Consider the following 17,546-nt stretch of genomic DNA (forward strand, 5'->3'; position numbering starts at 1 on the left):
TCGTCCGGCACCCGAGGGCCTTCGTGGCCACAATGGCCGGACGGGCCGTCAGAGTTTCCCCCCATTCCACCGCCGGCGTCCCCCAGAAGTGCGCAAACGCCTGGGAACTGTCCCTGGCCCGGCGTTTACTGACGCCGTGGCGAGCCTGGAGCTCCACTTCCTGGGCCACTCGACCGTCCGGATCGGGCTGGCCGGGCGGACCGTGCTCACCGATCCCCTCCTCGCCACGACGGTCGGCCTGCTCCGCCGGGTCGTCCCGCTGCCCCACCCCTCCACGTGGGCCGGTGTCGACCTCGTCCTGCTCAGTCACCTCCACGGCGACCACCTGCACCTCCCGTCCCTGCGCATGCTCGGGTTCGGGGTCCGGATCCTGGCCCCGCGCGGCGCCGGCACATGGCTGCGCGGGCGCGGGTTCCGCCGCGTCGACGAGCTCTCCGCCGGCGAGACGATCCGGGACGGCGACCTGCGCGTCACCGCCGTCCGCGCCGAGCACAGCGGCCACCGCTGGGGCCCGCGGTCCACGCACGGGCCCGATACCGAGGCCATCGGCTTCCTGCTCGAGGGGTCCGGCCACACCGTCTACGTCAGCGGTGACACCGGGCTCTTCGACCGGATGAGCCTGCTCGGCGAGCGCGACGTCGACGTCGCCCTGCTACCGGTCTGGGGCTGGGGCCCGACCCTTGGCCCAGGACACCTCGACCCGGTCGGTGCCGCGGACGCCGCCGCGCTGATCCGGCCGCGGATCGCCGTCCCCGTCCACTGGGGCACGCTGGCCCTCGCCGGCATGACGTCGATCCCCTCACCGCTGCGCGCCCGGATGCGACGCCTGCTGGTCGACCCGCCGCACGCCTTCGCCACGGAGGTCGCCGCGCGGGGTCTGCCCACGCGGGTCGTGGTCACCGCCCCCGGCTCGCCGGTCGACCTCTCGCTTCCGGCGGCGGCATGAACGCCGACCTGCTGGCGGCCGCGAGCGACGGGACCGCGATCGGCTACCCGCTGCTCTTCGGGCTGGTGCTGCTCGGCTCGGTCGTGCCCGTGGTGCCGACCGGAGCCGTCGTGGGCGCCGCGGCCGCGTTCGCCATGACCACCGACGCCCTGGGCCTGCCGCTGGTGCTCGCCGCGTCCACCCTCGGCGCGCTCGCCGGCGACCTGATCACCTTCGCGATCTGCCGCTTCGGCGGGCCCTCGGCGGTCCGCTGGGTCACCCGGGGTCAGCATGCGGAGCGGATCGACGAGGTGCGCGAGCAGTTCCGCCGGCACGGCTGGCAGATCGTGGTCACCGGCCGCCTGCTGCCCGCCGGACGGATCCCGGTCCTGGTCGCCGCGGGCGCCCTCGCGTATCCGTGGCGGCGGCTCGTGCCCGCATCCCTGCTGGCGACGTTCCTCTGGGCGCTGGCCTACGCGCTGCTCGGCGTCGTCAGCGGCGGCGTCTTCGACTCCCCGCTGGTGGCCACCCTGATCGCCACGGTGCTGGTGCTAGCCGTCGGTGGGGTCCTGAACGTCGTCGGCGCGCGCCGCCGGGTGCCGGCACCGGTGACGCGCCGGCCCGAGCGCTGCGAGTCCGCGTGACCGCGCCCCCCGAACGCGGCCGGCTCCTGCGCACCGGCCGCACGCTGGCCCGCGCGCTCCTCACCTGGGTCGCGGTCACCGTCGCGCTCGCGGCACTGAGCGATCGCGTGACCGGATTCGAGCTGCCGTCGTGGTGGCACGCTCCCGTCCTCGCCCTTCTGCTCGGCGTGCTCAGCGCCGTGGCCTGGCCACTGGTCATGCGGGCGGTCCTGCCGATCGCCTTCCTCACCCTCGGCCTCGGCAGCTTCCTGCTCTTCGCGGCGGCCGTGCTCGCCGTCTCCTTCGCCGTCCCCGGCGTGGTGGTGGCGAACCTGACGGTCGCGGTTCTCGTCGCGCTCACCATGGCCGTGGTCTCCGGCGTCGTCAGCAGCCTGCTCGCCGTCGACGAGGACGAGATCTTCTTCCGCCGGGCCCGGCGGCGCGCCCGGCAGGCACCGGGCGACGGCGACCGGCCACCTGGCGTGCTGTTCCTGCAGATCGACGCGCTGTCCTACGACACGGCGCGCCGCGCCGTCCGCGACGGCTGGATGCCGAACCTGGCGTCCTGGCTGCGGTCGGGCAGTCACACGTTGACCTGGTGGCACACCGACTGGAGTTCCCAGACCGGGGCTGCGGTCAGCGGCATCCTGCACGGCTCCAACCACGACATCCTCGGCTTCCGCTGGTACGAGAAGGACCGCGACCACGTCACCTGCGTCTCGCACCCGGTCGACGCCGCCGAGGTCGAGCGACGGCACTCCGACGGACGCGGGCTGCTCGCGGGGGACGGCGCCGGCCGCGGCAACCTGTTCACCGGCGACGCCCCGCACGTCAGCCTCACCATGAGCTCGCTGGCCCACGTCGTGCCGGCCCGCGCCCGCCGCGCGCGCCGCACCCGCGACCGGGTCGGCTCGGGGTACTACGCCTACTTCGCCAATCCGCTGAACGCGGTCCGCACCATCGGGGTCTCGGTCGTCGACGTGCTCCGCGAGCTCGCCGCTGCGGCCCGGGAACGGCGCGACGACGTGCGGCCACGCGTCAGCCGCGGCGGCATCTACCCACTGGCGCGGCCGGGGGTCACCGTCATCTCCCGCGACGTCGTCGTTTTCGCCCTGCTCGAGGACATGCTGGCCGGGCGCCCGGTGGTGTACGCCGACTTCCTCGGCTACGACGAGGCCGCCCACCACGCCGGCCTCGAGCGCGCGGACAGCCTGGCGGTGCTGCGGGGCATCGACCAGCAGCTGGGCCGCCTGCGCCGCGCCGGCGCCGTGGCCCCGCGCGACTACCACCTCGTCGTGCTCTCCGACCACGGTCAGACGCAGGGCTGGGCCTTCGCCGACCGGTTCGGGGAGTCGATCGAGGAACTCGTCGGCCGGCTGTGCGGCTCGGGCGCCCTCCCCCGCAAGCGGCAGAACACCGGGACGAAGAACAGCCGCCGGCCGGTGGAGAGCTGGCAGGTGACCACCGCGCTCGCCGAGAGCGCCGGCCCGATCGCCCGGCGGCTCCGCGACCGGGTGGAGCAGGCGGAGGCGGTCCGGCACGACCACGAGTTCGAGCGCGGCACGACCGGCGCGGTGCCGCGGGTGGCGCCGGGCGTGGTCTGCGTCGTCTCCGGCCACACCGCGATGGTCTCCTTCCCCGACCTCCCCGGACGCGTGTCGCTGGAGGAGATCGAGCGACACTGGCCCGACCTGCTGCCCGGGCTGGTCGACCACAACGGCGTCGGCTTCGTGCTGGTGCACTCCGAGGAGAGCGGCCCGGTGGTGCTCGGCCGGGAGGGGCTGCACCGGCTGGCGTCGGGCGTCGTGATCGGCACCGACCCGCTGCTGCCCTACGGCGAGCACGCCGCCGGCCTGGTCGCCCGGGTCTCCTCGTTCCCGCACTGCGCCGACGTCGTCATCAACAGCCGGTACGACCCCGACACCGACGAGGCCTCACCGTTCGAGCCGCACGTCGGCTCCCACGGGGGACTCGGCGGGCCGCAGCAGCGCGCCGTGCTCGCCTACCCCCGCGCCTGGACGCCGCCCGGCGAGATCGTCGGCGCGGAGCACCTGCACCGGGTGCTGCGCGGCTGGCTCACCGACCTCGGCCACCCCGAGCCCACGGGTGAGGGCGCCGCGGTCGGCGAGGACAGCCCGACCGCGCTCGGGAAGGTCCTCGTCCGCGCGGGTTCCGCCCCACCGGAGCCCGTTCACCGCACCCGGGAGGATCCGCGGCGGGGGCCCGACGGAGCGCGCGGCGTCGGAAAGCTCCTCGTACCGGAGCAGCAGCATGACGGCGTGCACGATCACGTCGATCGCGGCAGTTCCGAGGCTCATCGCTGACCCGCTCCGACGTGTCCCCGATGCGGTTCAGGATTGCCGGGAGCGACCGGGGAACGGGGGCGTCCGGGCCGCGCGGCTACGCCTCTCCCCGCCGGGGCATTCCGCGCAGCTGACCGGTCGCGACCAGTTGCTCCGCGACCAGGCGCAGCTCGGAGTTGGTCTGCATCGAGATCCGGGCCAGCAGCTGGAACGCCCGATCCGCGGGCAGCTTGTGGCGCTCCATGAGGATGCCCTTGGCCTGATCGATCACCGCCCTGCTCTCGATGGCGACCTGCAGGTGGTCCGCGAGGGCGTGCGCGTTCTCGTACGCGAACATGTTCGCCACCGCGACGCCGGCATAGGGGGCGAACCGACGCCCGGCCTCGCGGCTCTCCTCGTCGAAGGCGGCGGGCTCGCGGGCGTAGACGTTCAGCGCCCCGGCGATGCCCTCACCGAGCGGCAGCGGGATCGACAGCGAGCTCAGCGAGCCGTGCTCGACAGCCCGCTGCGCGTAGTCCCGCCACCGCGTCTCGACGCGCGCGTCGACCACCTCGGTGACCTCCCCGCTGCCGGCCGCGTGCAGGCAGGGCCCGTATCCCCGGCCGTACTGGCTCTCGTCGCAGTCACGTGCGAGGTCGCCGGTGAAGACGGCGGTCGTCGGCCGGTCGTTCACCAGCAGCGAGATGGAGGCCTCGCCGTGCCCGGGCATGACTACCTTCGTCAGCTCGACGACACGCTGCACCAGGCTCTCCATCGAGTGCTCGTGGAGAACCAGCAGGCCGAGCTCCTCGAGCGCCTGGGCCGCCGCCCCGTCGGCTGTCTCGCTGGTGGGCACGTCAGGCCTCCGGTCCACTGCACCGGGGGAGGCACCTCGGCCACAGGACTGCTCAGGCCCCGTGCGGGTGCGCCGCGATCTGACGCACGTTCGACGCGGGGACGACCCCAGCGCCTGTCCCGAGCCTACGCCCGGCACGCGGCGTCCGGGCGGGCTGCGTGGAAGAGCGCCGCCCGAGACCGCGGTGACGACGGTGCCGTGCGCCGGCGACGCAGCGGGTCATGGCTGCGACGGTGCGCGTCGTCCCCACGGTCCGGGCGGCTGTTCCCCCCGTGGTGCGGTACCGACTCTGCACGGCCGACCGCACGGGACCCGCTCGGCAGCCGCAAGGAATCCACAAGATGCCCGGGGGCGGAACGGCACCGTGCGATGACGAACACATGAACACCCGGGTGCCGTTCTGGCACCGGGCCCCGTCCTCGTCGACAGTGAGCCGATGAGACCCGACGCCCGCGCCTGGTTCCAGCACCGCACGTCGTCGGCCACCACCCTGGCCGCCATCGACATCGACGCCCTGCTGCGGGCCAAGCGCCGGGGCGGGCACCGGGTCAGCGTCGTCCTGCCGGCCCGGAACGAGGCGGCGACCGTCGGGCGCCTGGTCGCCACCCTGCGGGAACGCTGGATGCTCCGCCTGCCCCTGGTGGACGAGCTCCTCGTGGTCGACTCGGACTCCACCGACGCCACCGCCGACGTCGCCCGGGCCGCCGGCGCGGACGTCGTCGCCACCACCGCCGTACTGCCCGCCCACGGCAGCCGGCCCGGCAAGGGCGAGGCGCTGTGGAAGTCGCTGGCCGCCACCACCGGCGACCTCGTCGTCTTCCTCGACGCCGACCTCATCGGGGACGTCGCCCACTACGTGCCCGGCCTGCTCGGCCCGCTGCTCACCGACCCCCAGGTGCTGTACGTCAAGGGCTGCTACACCCGCCCGCTCGAGATCGACGGGCAGGTGGTGCCGGCCGGCGGCGGTCGCGTCACCGAGCTGACCGCCCGGCCGCTGCTCAACGCGCTCTGGCCGGAGCTGGCCGGGTTCGTCCAGCCGCTCGGTGGCGAGTACGCCGGGCGCCGCTCGGCCCTGGAGCAGGTGCCGTTCGTCTCCGCGTACGGCGTGGAGGTGGGACTGCTGATCGATCTGCTCCGGCTCGGAGGGCTCCCCGCGCTGGCGCAGGTGGACCTGGGCGTCCGCCGGCACACCTCCCAGTCGCAGGAGGCGCTCGGCGTGATGGCCGGGGAGGTCGTGTCCGCGATCCTCGCCCGCGCCGAGTCCGGGCGGCCCGGGCACCATCCGCTCACCGCCAGCGGACTGCTCACGCAGTTCCGGCACGACGGCTCCGGCTTCGTGCCCAGCAGTCGCGCCGTCGCCGTCGAGGAGCGGCCCCCGATGGTGACGGTTCCGGACTACCGCGCCCACGGGGCCGGGATGGCCGGCTGAGCACAGCGCTGGCCGGGGCCAGGTCTCGGCGTCCCGGCGCACGGGGAGACCCAGCTCGGCTGTCGCCGACCCGTCGGACGAGGGAAGATCAGTTGGTGCCGGTCGCTTGCCCCGCTCTGCTCCGGTGACCGCCCCGGAAGTGGTCGCCCACCGCGGGGCCACCGCGGGGGCGCCCGAACACACCCTCGCGGCCTACCGGCACGCGGCCGCGATCGGCGCCGACGCCGTGGAGTGCGACGTCCGGATGACCCGTGACGGGGTGCTCGTCTGCGTGCACGACCGGCAGATCAGGCACACCTCCAACGGCCGCGGGATCGTCTCGGCGCTGCACCTGGCGGAGCTCGAGCAGTTCCAGTTCGGCCCCCGCCGCCGCCGGAACCCGTGGGCCGACGACGAGATCGTCGCCGTCACCGACGAGCCCGACGTCGAGAACGGCCTGGTTCTGACCCTGGACCGGCTGCTCGACTACATCACCGCCACCCCCGGCACCGTGCGGCTGGCCATCGAGACCAAGCACCCGACTCGGCACGCCCGCAAGGTGGAGGAGGCGCTGGTGGCCTGCCTGCGCCGCTACGGCCTGCTGGGGAACGGGCGCCCGGTGGAATGGGCCGGCAAGCCCGCCGTCCGGATGATGAGCTTCTCCCAGCTCGCCGTGCGCCGGATGGCGGACCTGGCCCCCGCCGTGCCGACCGTGCAGCTGATCGGCAAGCGGCTGCGGCCGGTGCGGCGCGAGCTGCTCAACGGGGCCGCCACGGCGGTCGGGCCCGGCATCGGCCTGCTGCGCGCGGACCCCGCCTTCGTCGCCGACGCCCACGCCGCCGGTAAGGAGGTCCACGTCTGGACGGTCAACCGCGCCGCCGACCTGGACCTCGCTCGCGATCTGGGCGTGGACGTCGTCATCACCGACCGGCCCGACGACCTGCTCCACCGCCTCGGCCGCGGCGGCCTCACCGCCTGACGCGCCCACCACGTCGCGCGCCCACCGCCCGCGGCAAGTGGCGCGACGCAACCCGCCGACCAGCGGTCTTCGGTACGGCATCCTGCGCCGACGACCCACCGCGCCGGCGACCCGTCCGACGCCCGTCCAGGGGGCGCCCATGCGAGCTGACGTCCGGCGATGGCTCCACGACCGCACCTACCCGGGAAACCGGTGGGAACCCCGAGCCCTGCTGCGCGCCAAACACCAGCAGGGCACCACCGTCAGCGTCGTCCTGCCCGCGCTGGACGAGGAACGCACGGTGGGCGCCATCGTGACGTCCATCCGGAGAACGCTCGTCGAGGCCTGCCCCCTGGTCGACGAGCTCGTCGTCATGGACAGCGGCTCGTGCGACCGGACCGCAGCGGTGGCCGGCGACGCCGGAGCCCGGGTGGTGCACGTCGACACCGTGCTGCCCGAGCACGGCGGTGTGCCCGGCAAGGGCGAGGCGCTCTGGAAGTCCCTCCACGTCACCAGCGGCGACCTGCTCGTCTTCGTCGACGCCGACCTGGTCGCCTTCGATCCGCGGTTCGTCGTGGGCCTGCTCGGCCCGCTGCTCACCGACCCGGCCGTCGGCTACGTCAAGGGCCTCTACGACCGGCCGCTGACCACCACGGAGGGGCTCGTCCCCTCCGGAGGCGGCCGGGTCACCGAACTGCTCGCCCGCCCGCTGCTCAACGCGTTCTGGCCGGAGCTCTCCGGCTTCGTCCAACCCCTGTCCGGTGAGTACGCCGGGCGCCGGGAGCTGCTGGAATCGGTGCCGTTCGCCTCCGGCTACGGCGTCGAGTTCGGCCTGTTGGTCGATCTGGCCCGCGTGGCCGGCGTGTCCGCCCTGGCCCAGGCCGATCTCGGCACCCGCCAGCACAGCCACCAGTCCGACGCGGCGCTCGGCCGGATGGCGGGGCAGATTTTGCAGACCGCGATGGCCAGGAGACCGGGTGGCGGCGCCCCCTCCCCCGAGCTCGTGCAGTTCCTGCGGACCGAGGACGGCGTCGAGGCGGTCAGCTGGGACGTCGGCACCAGGGACCGGCCGCCCATGCGCCTGCTGCGCGCCGAACGGGGAGGCCGACGGCGGTGAAAGTGCTGATGGACGCCGGACCGTGGCTGCCCGTGCCGCCGAACGGCTACGGCGGCCTGGAGAACGTCGTCGCCACGCTGACCGCCGCGCTGCGGGCCCGGGGGCACACCGTCGTCCTGGCGACCGTCGGTGAATCGGACCTGCCGGCCGACGGGCAGGTCAGCGCCTTTCCCACCGGCCAGTTCCCCGTCCTCGCCGGTCCCTATCCGCAGGTCGTCGGCATCGCGCACGCGCACGAGCAGCTGGTGCTGCGGACCGTCGCCGAGCATGCCGAGGCCGGGGCGCCCTTCGACCTCGTGCACACCCACGTGGAGGTGGTCGGGCCGGCGGTCCTGGGAGCGCTGGGGAGCGACGGTCCGCCCGTGCTCGCCACGCTGCACTGGGACCTGCGCCGCAACGCCGACTTCTACCGGACCTTCGACGGGGGCGGTCGGGTGTTCTTCGCCGGCGTCTCGGACACGCAGCTGGCTCGGGCCCCCGCCGGTCTGCAGCGACAGGTCCTGGGGTCCGTCCCGCTCTCGGTGCCGATCCCGGCCGACCCGCCGCTGCCCCCGTCGGAACGGTCGGAGTTCGTGCTGGTCCTCTCCCGGATCTGCGAGCTCAAGGGTGCCGACACCGCCCTCCGGGCCTGCCGGGCGGCCGGCCTGCCCCTGGTGCTCGCCGGACCGGTGGCCGGCCTGCCCGACCCGGCGGCACTGGCGGCCGCCCGCGCCGACCCGCACCATCCCGCGCACACCCACCCCGACCTGTCCTGGTTCACCGAGCACGTGGAGCCGCTGCTGGACGACGGCGCCGCCCGCTGGATCGGGACGGTGGCGGGCGCGGAGAAGGCGCGGCTGGTGCGCGAGGCGCGCGCGGTCCTGTTCCCGATCCGCTGGGAGGAGCCGGGCGGAACCGCCGTCTGCGAGGCCCTGACCGCGGGGACGCCGGTGGTCGCGATGGCCCGCGGCTGCCTCCCCTCGCTCGTCGACCACGGCCGGACGGGCTTCCTGGCGACCGACGAGGCCGGCTTCACCGCAGCGCTGGGACGGCTCGGGGAGATCGACCCCGCCGTCTGCGCGGCAGAGGCGCGCCGGCGGTTCGCGCCCGCGGTCATGGCCGGGTGCTACGAGCAGCTCTACGCCGAGGCGCTGCGCCGCGCGGCCCTCGCGGCTCGGCCGGGCCGAACCGACGGCGCGGCCGAGAGCGGGTGACGCCGGCGTGCGCCGAGGGTGCTCATCGACCGCTCGCGCCGACCCGCACCGGGCCGTTCGTCCGCACGGACTCGGCGATCGCGCAGGCCACCCGGTGGGTGCACAGCGCCTCGGCGTAGTCGACCAGCCCGGGCGGGGCCGGGCGGCCGGAGAGCACGTCGACGAAGGCCCGGTCCACCGCGAGACGCCCGTCCACGGCCGGTTGCAGCTGCTCGTCCCCGTCGGCGCGGACGATCCGCAGCGAGGTCTCCGTCAGCTCGACGAGGACGCCGTCCGCGGCCACCTCGATGCCCGCCCGGCCCTTCGCCGCGAGCGTGCAGGTGGCGGCGAGCGTGCCCACCGCCCCGGACGCGAAGGCCAGGATCGCCGTCGTCGCGTCGGCGACGTCCCGGCCGGGAGCGGACGACGGCGCGGCTGCCGCGTGCACCTCGACGACCTCCCCGACCAGCACCCGGGCCAGGTCCAGCACGTGCGTGGCCTGCTCGACCACCTGCCCGCCGGAGAGCGCGGCGGTGCTCCACCAGGCAGGCGGGGGCACCTTGTCCTGCCAGGTGAGGCCGACCAGCCGTGGCGAGGACGTGGCCAGGACCTCCCGCGCGCGGGCGACGGTGTCCAGGTGCCGCCAGTGGTAGCCGGTCGCCGTCGGGACAGCGGATGCGGCCACCACCTCGGCCACCGTCTCCGCCACGGCCAGATCGGCGGCCAGCGGCTTCTCGACGAAGAACGGCAGGCCGGCCCGCACCGCACGGAGCTCCAGCTCGCCGTGCGCGAACGGGGGGACGCAGAGCCACACCCCGTCCAGTGACGCCTGCAGCAGCTGATCGACCGTGTCGACGACGGGGATTCCGAGCTCGGCGGCCAGCCCGGCGCAGGCGGCGGGATCGGCGTCGGCGATGCCGACGAGCTCGACGTCGTCGAACCCCGCCAGGGTGCGCGCGTGCCGGGCACCCACCCCACCGGCGCCGACGAGCCCGATCCGGACCCTCATCCCAGGTCGGTACCGTCGAGATCGGCCGCGAGATCGGCGGGAGTGTCGTAGATCGCGAGCGCGCCGGCCTCGCGCAGTTCGTCGTCCCCGAAGCCCCCGGACCGGACGACGACCGCCGGCATCCCGGCGTTCTTCGCCGCCTCGACGTCGTAGACCGAGTCGCCGATGACCATGCTCGGCGCGTGCGCCGGCTCACCGAGCTTCTTCAGGGCGACCTGCAGCAGGTCCGGCGCGGGCTTGGTGGATTCGACGTCCTCACTGGTGGTCCACCCGTCGGCGAGCTCCCGGGCATCGAGCAGGTCGAGAGCCCGCTCCACGTGGTGCGGCTTGCCCGAGCTGGCGAGGACCACCCGGTGCCCACGCTCCTTGAGCGCGACGATCAGCTCGCGGGCGCCGGGGAGCAGGGCGGTCTCGGCCATCATGGGGTCGACCTCCTGCACCCACCGCTCCCGGGCCTCGTCGCCGATGCGCTCCTCCACGTCGTCCCCGCCGAGCGCGGCCACCAGCTGGTCACCGCCCATGCCGATCAGCCGGTGGATCCGCCAGATCGGATACGTCTCGCCCAGCGACCGGAACGCCCGGTACCAGGCCAGGGCGTGCTGGTAGTTGGTGTCGACGAGGGTCCCGTCCACATCCAGGACGGCGATGCGCGCTTCGCTCATGCGCCCACCCCTGCCCACCCCCGAGCTGTCTGTACCGAAAGCGGAGCGCGGAGTTCCAGCTTTCTGTACAGAAGGCTCACGGGGAGTGGACGAGGAGGCCCCGGACGGTCTCGCCGGCGGCCTGGTCGCGGTAGCCCTGGTCGATCTGGTCCAGCGTGTACCGCCGGGTGATCAGCCGGTCCAGCTCCAACCGGCCCTCCTCGTGCAGGCGCAGCAGCATCGGGATGTCGCGGAACGGGTTGCACGAGCCGAACAGCGAGCCCTGGATGCGCTGCTCGAACACCGTCGCCAGCTGCCCGCCGAGCACGACGTTGCCCTCCTCGGGCCGGTCGGCGAGGGCCGTGAGCACCAGCGTCCCGCCCTTGCCCAGGGACGACGCCGCGCCGGCGTAGGCCTCCGCCGACATCTTCCCCACGGTCACGATCACCACGTCGGCGCCGGTGCCGCGCGAGAGCCGGCGGGCCAGGTCGGTCGCCTCGTCCGTGCCGGCGACGGTGTGCGTGGCGCCCAGCGACTCGGCGAATCCGCGCTTCATCGCGACCGGGTCGACGCCGATCACGTTCGTCGCCCCGGCGTGCACCGCACCCTGGACCGCGTTGACCCCGACACCCCCCAGCCCGACGACGACGACCGTGTCACCGGGCCGCACGCCGCCGGAGTACACCGCTGAGCCCCAGCCGGTCGGCACGCTGCAGGCGACCAGGGCCGCCGTGTCCAGCGCGATCCACGGGTCGATCCGCACGCAGGAGAACTCGCTGAGCAGCGTGTGGCGGGCGAAGGCGCCCACCATGCAGAAACCGCCGAGCGGCTCGCCGTCCAGCCGGAAGGGAAAGGTGCCGGTGGGCAGCTTGCCGCTGGCGACGGTGGCGCCCTTGTCGCACAGGTTCGAGCGGCCGGTGGCGCAGAACCGGCAGTGCCCGCAGGCGGGCAGGAAGCTGGTGACGACGTGGTCGCCCGGCGCGACGGCAGTGACGCCGGGGCCGACGGCCAGGACGACGCCGGACCCCTCGTGCCCGCCGACGATCGGGTAGCGACCGCCCGGGTTCGAGTGACGCAGGTGCTCATCGGAATGGCACAGCCCCGCGTACGCCATCTCGACCAGCACCTCGCCCGGGCCCGGGTCGAGAACCTCCAGCTCGACGATGTCGTACTCGGTCCCCGCCCGGCGGAGAACAGCAGCTCTGGTGCGCACGGCGGACATGCTGCCCGGGCCGGTGCCGGACGGCGAGGCAGGGCCCCTCGGTGCCGCTCGTGTCTCCGGCGGCACACCGCTTCCCGGCCGAGGAGGACGTCTTCTCGGCCGGCTGACGCCGGGCGCGGTCGGGAGCGTCAGATGCGAGCGGCCCCCGTGCGCACCGGCGCCCGCTCCGCGATCGGTAGCAGGACGTCGTCGACCAGCTGGGCGAGCTGCTCGTCGGTCATCATGCCGTTGGGACCGGCCGTGTAGCGCTGCCACCAGAAGGCCTGCACCACCGCGCCGAGCAGCGACAGCCGTTCCGGCTCGATCGGCTCGCCCCGTTCGGCCGCCCGCCGACCGAGCTCGGCGACGGCGGCGGCGAGCGGACGTACGAGCGCCTCGTCGAGGGCCGCGCACAGCTTCTCGTCGTGCCGCGCGGCACCGACGATGCTGGCGAGGGCGCGTTCCTCGCGGTCCAGGGGCCGGGTCCAGCACGCCATCAGGAAGATCAGGTCCTCCCGCAGCGAGTCGCCGCCCTCCGGCGTCGGAACGAGCCTGAACCGGCTGACCGCATGGTGGACCAGCGCCGCCATCGTGGGCCATCGGCGGTAGATGCCGGCCTTCCCGGCCCGGGCTCGGGTAGCGATCCGGTCGCTGTTGAGCCGACCCCACCCTTCCTCGGCGAGGATGTCCACCGTCACCGAGAGCAGTTGCTCGGACAGTTCCGAGCTGAGTGGCCGCCCAGGCGTCCCACTCATGACGGAAATCCGTGACACGACGTCATACGCACCGCGACATCCTGGCCCGTGGATCGGTTCACCACAATGACCAGGCCGGAGAATGTCAGCCGACCGGGGACGCAGGAGAGCTCCCGTATCCCGCTGCGCGTCGCCGCAGGTCGGCACGGCGTTTCGGGTCAGGCCCCCGCAGCGCTCTCGATCTGCACCTGCAGGGTGGCCCCGTCCTCGGACAGCCAGCCCTTGGTGCGGGCGGCACCGATCATCTCGTCCCAGCGCGCCTGCCAATCGGGAGTGGTCGCCCGTGACTCCGCCGCGGCCCGCAAGGCGGTCACGTCCAGGAGGGCGGTGTCACCGTCCGCGAGCCGGCCGAGACCGGCCTGCTCCAGCACCTCCGCGGCCTCCTCATCGGTGACCTGGCCCAGCGCCAGGTGCAGCCGGCCGAGCTCGTCGACGTCGACCAACCGCGCCTCCGGACGCTCCTCGGCGCCCGTCACCACCTCGACGATCACTTCAAGGACCCCCTTCTCCCCAGCACTCGCAAGCTCGCGCCGGGACCCGGCAGGGAGCCACGAGCGCGTCGGTCGTCACACATGCCAAGGAAACCGCGTGAAGTCGGGGTCGCGCTTCTCGAGGAAGGCGTCGCGGCCCTCGACCGCCTCCTCGGCCATGTAGGCCAGCCGGGTGGTCTCGCCGGCGAACAACTGCTGCCCGACGAGGCCGTCGTCGATGAGGTTGAAGGAGTACTTGAGCATCCGCTGGGCGGTCGGGCTCTTGGCGACGATCCGCCTCGCCCAGTCCAGCGCCGTGGCCTCCAGCTCCGCGTGCGGCACGACCCGGTTGACCATGCCCATCGCGTGGGCGTCCTGCGCGGTGTACTCGTCGCCGAGGAAGAAGATCTCGCGGGCGAACTTCTGGCCCACCTGGCGCGCGAGGTAGGCCGAGCCGAACCCGCCGTCGAAACTGCCGACATCGGCGTCGGTCTGCTTGAACCGGGCGTGCTCCGCACTGGCCAGGGTCAGGTCGGAGACGACGTGCAGGCTGTGCCCACCCCCCGCGGCCCACCCGGGGACGACGCAGATGACGACCTTCGGCATGAAGCGGATCAGCCGCTGCGCCTCGAGGATGTGCAACCGGCCGGAACTGCCCTGGCTGTGCTCGTAGCCGTACTTCCCCCGGACCCGCTGGTCCCCCCCGGAGCAGAAGGCCCAGCCGCCGTCCCTGGGGCTGGGGCCGTTGCCGGTGAGGATCACACAGCCGACGTCGGTGGACAGTCGCGCGTGCTCGAGCGCGGCGATCAGCTCGTCGACGCTCTGCGGCCGGAAGGCGTTGCGCACTTCGGGACGGTCGAAGGCGATGCGGACGACACCTGCGTCCACCGCCCGGTGATAGGTGATGTCGGCGAAGTCGAAGCCCTCGACCGGCCGCCAGGCGGAGCTGTCGAAGATCTCGGAGACGTCGTCGTGGGCGCTCATGCGTTCGAACCTAACGCGGGTCCCCCAGCCGGTAACGGCCGCGTCACTGGCCGAGCAGCCCGCCCGCCGCGCCTCCGACGGTGTCGGTCAGGCCGTCGACCACGTCGGTCGCGGGTTCCAGCGGGTTGGGTGGGCAGCCGCAGTCCCCGTCCTCCTCGGCCGGTGGCGGACCGTCCCCGCCCTCGGGCCTGGTGCCGCCCGCCGGGGCGGTGCCGGGGTCCGAGCCGCCCGACGGCCCTGACCCGCCGACCGGACCCGACCCGCCAGCCGGACCCGACCCGCCACCTGCCGGGCTCGCAGGTGTCCCTGCCGCGGTTCCGCGGCCCGTACCGCCCTCCGCGCCACCGCCACCGGCCGGTGCGCCGCCGATCCCGCCGGCACCGCTGGAGCCACCACCGGCGACACCGGGGTCGGCGGCAGCACCCCCCGGTGCGACGTTCGCGGTGCCGTCCACCGGGGGCGGCCCGGCCTCCGGAGACGCCGAGGACTGCGTGGCCACGCCCGCTCCCCCGCGCCCCGTGCCCTCCTCCGTGCCGGTCGCCGGCCCGCCGGTGAAGACGCCGTCCGGGACCCTGGAGGAGCCGTCACCGTCGTTGCCACCGGGCAGGAAGAGGGCCAGCGGCGCGGCGACGAGCAGGCCGGCACAGACCGTGCTCAGGACCAGGAGGATCCGGGCGCGACGGCGCTGGAGTGCGTGGTCGGCATGGCCGAGCCCGGGCGGTGCGGGGCGCTGGGCGCGATGCCGGTGACGGCGGGACAGGACCGGCTCCTCGGGTGTGCGACTGGACCAAGATCAGTGACCGCCTACCCACGCAGAGCCACCTCATGCGCCGCCACGCCGGACTAACCGCGCGCGTCCTCCAGCAGCGGGCGCAGCCGCGACAGCGAGGCCGCGAGGCCCGGGTGCAGGTCCACCTCCTCCAGTCCGGTGAGGGGCAGCCAGGCGACGCCGGTGCTCTCGCCGTCCAGCGTCAGGTCGGCGGCCTCGATCGAGCGGGCCGGGCGGGCGAGCACGGTCGTGTAGGACCAGCCGCCGTGGTCGTCGACCGAGCGGGCACCGAGGACGACGTCGTCCGGTGTCAGGCCCAGCTCCTCGCGCACCTCGCGCAGTGCGCCGTCGTCCGCCGTCTCCCCGTGATGCAGCGCGCCGCCCGGCGTCCCCCACGTGCCGCCGTGGTGGGACCACCAGGCGCGGTGCTGCAGCAGCACCTCGGGACCTCGCGCGCCGTCCCGGTGCAGGAGCAGGCCCGCCGCACCGGCGCGGCCCCAGTGCCGGTGGCCCTGGGCACAGACGGTCCAGCCGTCGGTCGAGGGGAGCACCCGTCCAGTGAACCCGGTCGTGCGCCGTGGTGCCGCGGCGCAGCGGGTGCTCCGCGGACGCTCGTGCTCCGGGTGCACCTGCACTCGGAGCACTAGGTTGCTGAACAGATGTTCTGCGCCCGCACGCCGTTCCGGGAGGACAACACCGCATGACCACCACGACGACCCTGGCCGAGGTCCCCGCCCTCCTCGGCACCGAGCTGGGCAGCAGCGACTGGCACGAGGTCACCCAGGACCACGTCAACCTGTTCGCCGAGGCGACCGGCGACCACCAGTGGATCCACGTCGACGTCGAGCGCGCCAAGGCCGAGAGCCCCTTCGGCGGCCCGATCGCCCATGGCTACCTCACGCTGTCGCTGCTGGCGTCGCTCTCGGCGCAGGTGCTCGTCGTCACCGACACGGTGATGGCCGTCAACTACGGCCTCAACAAGGTGCGCTTCCCGTCACCGGTGCCCGTCGGCTCGAAGGTGCGGCTGACCGCCACCCTGAAGTCGGTCGAGGAGATCGTCGGCGGTGTGCAGCTCGTGCTGGCCGCCGTCATCGAGCGCGAGGGCGGCGACAAGCCGGTCTGCATCGCCGAGCCGGTCTTCCGCTACTACGGGGGCTGACACCCGGGCGCGCCCGTTCCCACGCGCGTCGCCGTCTTCACGGGGTTCCACGCCGGCCCGCCGTCGGGCGCCGACCACGCGCACTGCCTAGCGTTCGCGGCATGGAGCACTGGGACGTCGTCGTCGTGGGTGGCGGGCCGGCCGGCGCCGCCGCCGCCACGGCCGCCCGTCGAGCCCGACCCGGGGCCCGGGTGCTCGTGCTCGACCGTTCCCGGTTCCCGCGCGACAAGGTGTGCGGCGACGGCATCGCGCCCGAGGCGCTCGACGTCCTCGCGGAGCTGGGGTTCGACACCGAGTTCCTGACCGAGGGGTACGCGGTCGTGCCCCGGCTGCGGCTGCGTTCCCCCGGCGGGACGACGGTCGAGCGGGTCATGCACCGCCCGGCCAGGGTGGTCCCGCGCGCCGTCCTCGACTCCCGGCTGCTCAGCGGGGCGCTGGCCGCGGGCGCGGAGTTCCGGCGGCACGTCGTCCGGCGGGTGGAGGTGCACCCGGCGCACGTCGAGGTCGACCGCTCCCTGACCGCCGGCGCCGTGATCGGCGCGGACGGCGCGGAGTCGGTCGTCCGCCGGGCGCTCGGGACGGCCCCGAACCGGCCGCACCAGATCGCGATCGCCATCCGCGGGTACGCCCCCGTTCCCGCGGGGTTGGAGCGCGTGCAACTGATCGCCACCACCGAGCAGCGGTGGCCGGCCTACGCGTGGTCCTTCCCGCTCGGCGACGGACGGGCCAACGTCGGCTACGGCGAGCTCGTCTCCGGCGACGTCGACCGGGCGGGGCTGCTGGCCGGGCTGGACCGGCTGCTGCCCGGGGTGGCGGCCGAGCAGCTGCGGGCGCACCGGCTGCCGCTGTCGACCGGCCGCCCGCGCCAGCCCGACGGGCGGGTGCTGCTGGCCGGGGACGCCGCCTCGCTGATCAATCCGCTCACCGGCGAGGGCATCTTCTACGCCGTCCTCTCCGGCGCGCTGGCCGGCGCCGCCGCGGTCGAGGGCGCCACGCCGGGCGCGGCCTACCGCCGGGCGTTGCGGCTGCGCCTGGGCCGGCATCTGCGCCACTCGTCGACGGCGTCCTGGGCCAGCCGCTGGCCGCAGGTGATGGACGCGGTCTTCCGTGCGGCGGCCGACGACCAGCGGGTCTTCGACGACGTCGTCGAGCTGGGCCTGGCCGACGGGCGGCTGACCGCCCGCACCCTCACCGCCGCCGCCCGCCGCCTCCGCTGA

The 17,546-nt window shown here is 74.4% G+C and carries 18 protein-coding genes; 9 read left to right on the forward strand and 9 right to left on the reverse strand.

All coding sequences use genetic code 11. From position 1 onward, the window contains the following. The first annotated feature begins 136 nt into the window (after nt 1-136). The 3 genes from CHB94_RS08810 to CHB94_RS08820 are packed head-to-tail and all read left to right on the forward strand — an operon-like array spanning nt 137 to nt 3,872. Nucleotides 137-946: an MBL fold metallo-hydrolase gene (locus tag CHB94_RS08810; protein WP_089336212.1), complete on the forward strand. Its 810-nt coding sequence runs from the start codon at nt 137-139 to the stop codon at nt 944-946. After that, nucleotides 943-1,569, forward strand: coding sequence for a DedA family protein (locus CHB94_RS08815; protein WP_089336213.1), 627 nt, complete (start codon nt 943-945; stop codon nt 1,567-1,569). Before CHB94_RS08810 ends, CHB94_RS08815 begins: the two co-directional genes overlap by 4 nt. After that, the gene (locus CHB94_RS08820; protein WP_089336214.1) at nt 1,566-3,872 is read left to right on the forward strand and encodes a phage holin family protein; all 2,307 of its coding nucleotides are present in this window, start codon (nt 1,566-1,568) and stop codon (nt 3,870-3,872) included. The genes CHB94_RS08815 and CHB94_RS08820 overlap by 4 nt, the downstream gene beginning before the upstream one ends. A 76-nt stretch (nt 3,873-3,948) precedes the next feature. Here CHB94_RS08820 and CHB94_RS08825 read toward each other — a convergent pair whose 3' ends face one another. Further along, complete coding sequence (locus CHB94_RS08825) at nt 3,949-4,686, reverse strand: GAF and ANTAR domain-containing protein (RefSeq protein WP_254920511.1); 738 nt, start codon at nt 4,684-4,686, stop codon at nt 3,949-3,951. A gap of 436 nt (nt 4,687-5,122) precedes the next feature. On the opposite strand from CHB94_RS08825, the gene CHB94_RS08830 reads away from it, so the two are divergent. From CHB94_RS08830 to CHB94_RS08845, 4 genes are all read left to right on the forward strand, one after another. Further along, complete coding sequence (locus CHB94_RS08830) at nt 5,123-6,115, forward strand: glucosyl-3-phosphoglycerate synthase (RefSeq protein ID WP_089336215.1); 993 nt, start codon at nt 5,123-5,125, stop codon at nt 6,113-6,115. 124 nt (nt 6,116-6,239) lie between these two features. Then, on the forward strand, nt 6,240-7,073 hold the full coding sequence (locus tag CHB94_RS08835; protein WP_089336216.1) for a glycerophosphodiester phosphodiesterase: 834 nt from the start codon (nt 6,240-6,242) through the stop codon (nt 7,071-7,073). Between the two features lie 139 nt (nt 7,074-7,212). After that, the gene (locus CHB94_RS08840; RefSeq protein WP_089336217.1) at nt 7,213-8,169 is read left to right on the forward strand and encodes a glucosyl-3-phosphoglycerate synthase; all 957 of its coding nucleotides are present in this window, start codon (nt 7,213-7,215) and stop codon (nt 8,167-8,169) included. Then, complete coding sequence (locus CHB94_RS08845; RefSeq protein ID WP_089336218.1) at nt 8,166-9,362, forward strand: glycosyltransferase; 1,197 nt, start codon at nt 8,166-8,168, stop codon at nt 9,360-9,362. The genes CHB94_RS08840 and CHB94_RS08845 overlap by 4 nt, the downstream gene beginning before the upstream one ends. Nucleotides 9,363-9,384: 22 nt before the next feature. Here CHB94_RS08845 and CHB94_RS08850 read toward each other — a convergent pair whose 3' ends face one another. The 8 genes from CHB94_RS08850 to CHB94_RS08885 all read right to left on the reverse strand — a co-directional run bounded on the left by CHB94_RS08850 (nt 9,385) and on the right by CHB94_RS08885 (nt 15,721). Beyond that, a complete protein-coding gene (locus tag CHB94_RS08850; RefSeq protein WP_089336219.1) occupies nt 9,385-10,350 on the reverse strand; it encodes a Gfo/Idh/MocA family protein in 966 nt (321 codons plus the stop codon). Further along, nucleotides 10,347-11,012 carry an HAD family hydrolase gene (locus CHB94_RS08855; protein WP_089336220.1) on the reverse strand — a complete coding sequence of 222 codons (666 nt, stop codon included), beginning with the start codon at nt 11,010-11,012 and terminating at the stop codon, nt 10,347-10,349. Before CHB94_RS08855 ends, CHB94_RS08850 begins: the two co-directional genes overlap by 4 nt. A 76-nt stretch (nt 11,013-11,088) precedes the next feature. Then, entirely contained in the window at nt 11,089-12,204 is a 1,116-nt protein-coding gene (locus CHB94_RS08860) for an NDMA-dependent alcohol dehydrogenase (RefSeq protein ID WP_089336327.1), read from the reverse strand. Between the two features lie 137 nt (nt 12,205-12,341). Continuing rightward, nucleotides 12,342-12,947: a TetR/AcrR family transcriptional regulator gene (locus tag CHB94_RS08865; protein WP_089336221.1), complete on the reverse strand. Its 606-nt coding sequence runs from the start codon at nt 12,945-12,947 to the stop codon at nt 12,342-12,344. A 158-nt stretch (nt 12,948-13,105) separates the two neighbouring features. Beyond that, entirely contained in the window at nt 13,106-13,438 is a 333-nt protein-coding gene (locus CHB94_RS08870) for a hypothetical protein (protein WP_089336222.1), read from the reverse strand. Nucleotides 13,439-13,513: 75 nt separating this feature from the next. Further along, complete coding sequence (locus tag CHB94_RS08875) at nt 13,514-14,401, reverse strand: 1,4-dihydroxy-2-naphthoyl-CoA synthase (RefSeq protein ID WP_089336223.1); 888 nt, start codon at nt 14,399-14,401, stop codon at nt 13,514-13,516. Between the two features lie 43 nt (nt 14,402-14,444). Next, nucleotides 14,445-14,900 (reverse strand): hypothetical protein, encoded by a 456-nt coding sequence (locus CHB94_RS08880; protein ID WP_089336224.1) that lies wholly within the window; start codon nt 14,898-14,900, stop codon nt 14,445-14,447. 344 nt (nt 14,901-15,244) lie between these two features. Further along, complete coding sequence (locus CHB94_RS08885; RefSeq protein WP_089336225.1) at nt 15,245-15,721, reverse strand: NUDIX domain-containing protein; 477 nt, start codon at nt 15,719-15,721, stop codon at nt 15,245-15,247. A 149-nt stretch (nt 15,722-15,870) separates the two neighbouring features. Here CHB94_RS08885 and CHB94_RS08890 point away from each other — a divergent pair, with 149 nt between their 5' ends. Both CHB94_RS08890 and CHB94_RS08895 read left to right on the forward strand, forming a co-directional pair. Next, entirely contained in the window at nt 15,871-16,329 is a 459-nt protein-coding gene (locus CHB94_RS08890; RefSeq protein ID WP_089336226.1) for a MaoC family dehydratase, read from the forward strand. A 101-nt stretch (nt 16,330-16,430) separates the two neighbouring features. Next, entirely contained in the window at nt 16,431-17,546 is a 1,116-nt protein-coding gene (locus CHB94_RS08895; RefSeq protein ID WP_089336227.1) for an NAD(P)/FAD-dependent oxidoreductase, read from the forward strand.

Origin of the sequence: Blastococcus mobilis, assembly GCF_900188025.1 — a bacterium.
Lineage (GTDB): Bacteria > Actinomycetota > Actinomycetes > Mycobacteriales > Geodermatophilaceae > Blastococcus_B > Blastococcus_B mobilis.

What these genes read in the sequence shown, in the direction of transcription:
- CHB94_RS08865 (WP_089336221.1), bottom strand. Translation starts at nt 12,947, where the DNA reads ATGAGTGGGACGCCTGGGCGGCCACTCAGCTCGGAACTGTCCGAGCAA.
- CHB94_RS08890 (WP_089336226.1), top strand. Translation starts at nt 15,871, where the DNA reads ATGACCACCACGACGACCCTGGCCGAGGTCCCCGCCCTCCTCGGCACC.
- CHB94_RS08830 (WP_089336215.1), top strand. Translation starts at nt 5,123, where the DNA reads ATGAGACCCGACGCCCGCGCCTGGTTCCAGCACCGCACGTCGTCGGCC.
- CHB94_RS08850 (WP_089336219.1), bottom strand. Translation starts at nt 10,350, where the DNA reads ATGAGGGTCCGGATCGGGCTCGTCGGCGCCGGTGGGGTGGGTGCCCGG.
- CHB94_RS08875 (WP_089336223.1), bottom strand. Translation starts at nt 14,401, where the DNA reads ATGAGCGCCCACGACGACGTCTCCGAGATCTTCGACAGCTCCGCCTGG.
- CHB94_RS08840 (WP_089336217.1), top strand. Translation starts at nt 7,213, where the DNA reads ATGCGAGCTGACGTCCGGCGATGGCTCCACGACCGCACCTACCCGGGA.
- CHB94_RS08815 (WP_089336213.1), top strand. Translation starts at nt 943, where the DNA reads ATGAACGCCGACCTGCTGGCGGCCGCGAGCGACGGGACCGCGATCGGC.
- CHB94_RS08855 (WP_089336220.1), bottom strand. Translation starts at nt 11,012, where the DNA reads ATGAGCGAAGCGCGCATCGCCGTCCTGGATGTGGACGGGACCCTCGTC.
- CHB94_RS08895 (WP_089336227.1), top strand. Translation starts at nt 16,431, where the DNA reads ATGGAGCACTGGGACGTCGTCGTCGTGGGTGGCGGGCCGGCCGGCGCC.